This window comes from Paenibacillus sp. P4_A7 (genome assembly GCF_056402455.1).
Genome location: NZ_JBFUHJ010000543.1, coordinates 1 through 3,428 on the forward strand (window position 1 = coordinate 1; position 3,428 = coordinate 3,428).

General features: G+C 36.7%; 4 protein-coding genes. 1 reads left to right on the plus strand and 3 read right to left on the minus strand.

From position 1 onward, the window contains the following. Nucleotides 1–2: 2 nt before the first annotated feature. Both AC1DWN_RS30650 and AC1DWN_RS30655 read right to left on the minus strand, forming a co-directional pair. Nucleotides 3–782 (minus strand): VCBS repeat-containing protein, encoded by a 780-nt coding sequence (locus AC1DWN_RS30650; protein WP_477562640.1) that lies wholly within the window; start codon nucleotides 780–782, stop codon nucleotides 3–5. A gap of 174 nt (nucleotides 783–956) precedes the next feature. Further along, complete coding sequence (locus tag AC1DWN_RS30655) at nucleotides 957–1,082, minus strand: hypothetical protein (protein WP_477562641.1); 126 nt, start codon at nucleotides 1,080–1,082, stop codon at nucleotides 957–959. 240 nt (nucleotides 1,083–1,322) lie between these two features. On the opposite strand from AC1DWN_RS30655, the gene AC1DWN_RS30660 reads away from it, so the two are divergent. Next, nucleotides 1,323–1,820, plus strand: coding sequence for a hypothetical protein (locus AC1DWN_RS30660; RefSeq protein WP_477562642.1), 498 nt, complete (start codon nucleotides 1,323–1,325; stop codon nucleotides 1,818–1,820). Between the two features lie 211 nt (nucleotides 1,821–2,031). Here the strand turns inward: AC1DWN_RS30660 and AC1DWN_RS30665 are convergent, their stop codons facing one another. Beyond that, complete coding sequence (locus AC1DWN_RS30665; protein WP_477562643.1) at nucleotides 2,032–3,231, minus strand: MFS transporter; 1,200 nt, start codon at nucleotides 3,229–3,231, stop codon at nucleotides 2,032–2,034. Nucleotides 3,232–3,428: the final 197 nt, after the last annotated feature.

Below are 3,428 nucleotides of genomic sequence, written 5' to 3' on the forward strand. Positions count from 1 at the left end.
ACTTAATACAGCGCAATTAACTTTGTACCAAGTATTGATACAGACAATCTGGAAGAAATAAATGTAAAACCATTCCATGTTAAAATGTTTTCCACATATCCTAATGTATCGGCATTTGATGTGCCAATGATACGCTGTAAAGCCAACAAATCATAGCTCAAATTTTTCTGATTTGTAACGATTGGATATAAAGCCCCTAAAGCAAGAACCTCGCCTTTGATTGGCTTTTTCAATCTTCCATTGTCATCGTAATATTGGGATAAATATTCATAGCCTTTGTTGCTTATGTCTATTGTGAAAAGTACGTCAAGTTGTGGACTGCTCACACTCACCTTATAAAAATCTTCATAATTTACATTGAATTTATACTCATTATTATATTGATTAAAATCGAACATTTCACGTACAATGTTATTCTTAAATGAGTAGATATAGAAAATACCATATCCTCCACTTCCGCCTGTATCGATGCTAACTAGTATGTCACTAATATGATCCTTGTCAAAATCTCCGAGGAACAGTCTGGCGTTGTATCCAGCATTGAATTCAAGATTAACCGTGGTACGCTGTTTAGAAAGTCCATCTTCGATAACAAGTGTAATATTGTCAGCAAAGATTCCAGATGGTCCTTCAGGTTTATTGCCGTATAAATATACGATATCTACAATTCCGTCTCCGTTTACATCCCCTTGCTTCATGTCCAATATAAATATGTTTCTGGAAAAGTCAATTGTTTGATTCATTAGAAATCCCAAATTTGGGTTTTGATACGGATATTGCATAATATTTCTCTCCTTTTCAGGTGATCAGTAAAATGTCTTGTTATTCTTGTAGTATACAACAAGGCATTTTTATTTTAGAACAGAGTGGGAATTGGAGGACATGAAACAGCGTTGATAAACCTTGGATCGATCAAGGGGTATTGATTGTGCTATTGTATTATTATTTCCAAGCGCTCAGTCTTTCTTGGGTATAATACGTGGGTGAATAACTAAATGACTGTGCAGATGCCTAATCTGGTATTGCTGGGCGGTAATTTTTTCAATGAGTTGATTTTGTTTGTCCTGCAATTTAAACTTCATAGTAGAGCGTCCTCCTGGATGATGGAATTTTTAGGGCTATGACCCGTTGCGTATTTCCATCGTACCGAGGCGCTCGTTTTTTTGCAAAGCGGAAAATTAACGCCCTACAGGAATGCTAACGGGCGGATAGATTAATTATTCACCTCACGAAACCTAAAATAACGAGAAGTTCACGAAGTTTGCAAATAAGACGTTAACTGAAGGTATGCAATTATTTTTATGGATTAGGGAGGTTTTGTCATGGAGTTTATAAATAGGAAAGTTGTTTCTGTGGGGTTAAGTTTATTAGGACTAATATTAGTTATCTTTTCGATTATTGAAGTTGCGAATATTATTTTTTCAAACTTTTCCGAGGAAGAGTTAAAATTCATGATTTTAGATCAATATATTGGTCCATTTGTTTATTTGCTAATAGGAGTTTATTTATTATTTTCTCGAAAGAAACTGTTAACTTTTTTTATTAAACAGAATGAAAACGTATTCTGGAATATTACATATTTGATTATTGTATTCATTGGTTTTATTTTTTTGATAATTGGAATTTGTGATTTGATTAGTACAGGATTCATCTTCCTATTTGGAGATCTTGGAGACGATATTATAGATAATTACATTAATAACTATCTATATATGGACATTGAAATAAGAACCCCGCTAATCTACATAACTATTGGAATTATATTAATTATGGCAACTCCATTACTAACCCAATATATAACGCGTAAAGCGAATATATAGATACAGATAACATCGTATTCATGCATGGGTAATTCGTCCTTTGGTACGACTGTGGGTTTTCGAGGGAGCGGATTTAAACGGACACACCTGCGAGACTTAGCTCGTCGTAGGGCAGCAATCATTAAGCTCCCTTGGAGGGGGGATATATCCGCCCCATATAATTCCATTGGCTTCGGAATCTACCGCTAAAAGTCCTCTTCGAGTCGGCTAATCAGGATTTGCTGCTAGCTGATTGTTTTTCTTTCCACATCATTGTAATGACAAGACCAATAAACATAATGACAGCGGCAAAGAGATACGGATAGTTGATGTTTACATCAAATAATATACCGCCTAACGCGGGCCCGACGATATTGCCCAAGCTTGTATATGTGGAGTTCATTCCAGCGACAAATCCTTGTTCTTTTTCAGCCGTTTTTGATAAATAGGTCGTTAATGCTGGTCGCAGCAAGTCAAATGCGAGAAAGATGAAGCAAGTTACTAGCAAAATGGCTAAATAGCTTGAGATCATAGTGGATACTACCGCCAATACTACGCCAGCGATTAGGCATATCTGGATGAGTCTCTTTTCACCGAGTTTTTCTACCATTTTTCCAAACATAAAGACCTGAACTACAACCCCGAAGATTGCACTTATTGTAATAATGGTCGCAATATCTTTTGGAGTGAAACCAAATTTATGATCTGAAAACAGACTAAATACTGTTTCGTATGCTGATAAACCAAAGGCCAGTACAAACACAATAATAAAGGCAATAAAGTACTGTGGATGAATTGATCGTTTCAGATCAGTTACAAAGCTGGTACCTTTTTTGAGCTGAGTGATTTCCAAAAGCTCCTGTTTGGTTAGTGGCTCTTTTAAAATAAATAGGGATGAAATACATGTTATTAATGCGAAGCCAGCAGCAAAGTAGAATGGGGCACGCACACCCATCTCAGCAATAAAACCTCCGATACCTGGGCCAATAATGAAACCGATACTAATAGCAGCAGAAATATAACCCATCGCTTTGGGCCTTTCCTCTACTGAGGTAATATCTGCAATAAAAGCAGTTACGCCTGGCATAATAAATGCACCACTGATGCCACCTAGAATTCGAGATAAATAAAGAACGGATACATGTGTGCCTAATCCAAAGATCACCTCTGATATACTGAAGAGGAATAAGCCAATTACGATCATTTTCTTTCTGCCATACGTGTCAATCCATCGTCCTGCAAGGGGAGACATGAGTAATTGTGCAAACGCAAAGGCCGCCATCAGATAACCCATCGTTTGGCCTGATAGATGCATAATATTCATAAAGGATGGCATAACAGGGACGATAAGTCCGACTCCTAGAAAAACAATGAATATATTACTTAATAGAATGAGTAAAACTATTTTTTGTTCTTTTAATGGTTTCTTCATGAAGCAATACCTCTCTCTGTAAAATCATAGCTGTGAAATACCTCTCCAAAATACAGTCCACGAGGCATTTAATTTATCGTTTAAACGTTTTTCATTATTCCCATATGCGAGTTCTAACATGATCGAATCAACTACACCTAAGAAGGCAAGAGTGGGAATGGAGGCTTCAACTTCCATGATGGCTTTGGCATCGACCC

Coding starts and splice junctions, on each gene's coding strand:
- AC1DWN_RS30665 (WP_477562643.1), bottom strand. CDS start 3,231: ATGAAGAAACCATTAAAAGAACAAAAAATAGTTTTACTCATTCTATTA.
- AC1DWN_RS30650 (WP_477562640.1), bottom strand. CDS start 782: ATGCAATATCCGTATCAAAACCCAAATTTGGGATTTCTAATGAATCAA.
- AC1DWN_RS30660 (WP_477562642.1), top strand. CDS start 1,323: ATGGAGTTTATAAATAGGAAAGTTGTTTCTGTGGGGTTAAGTTTATTA.
- AC1DWN_RS30655 (WP_477562641.1), bottom strand. CDS start 1,082: ATGAAGTTTAAATTGCAGGACAAACAAAATCAACTCATTGAAAAAATT.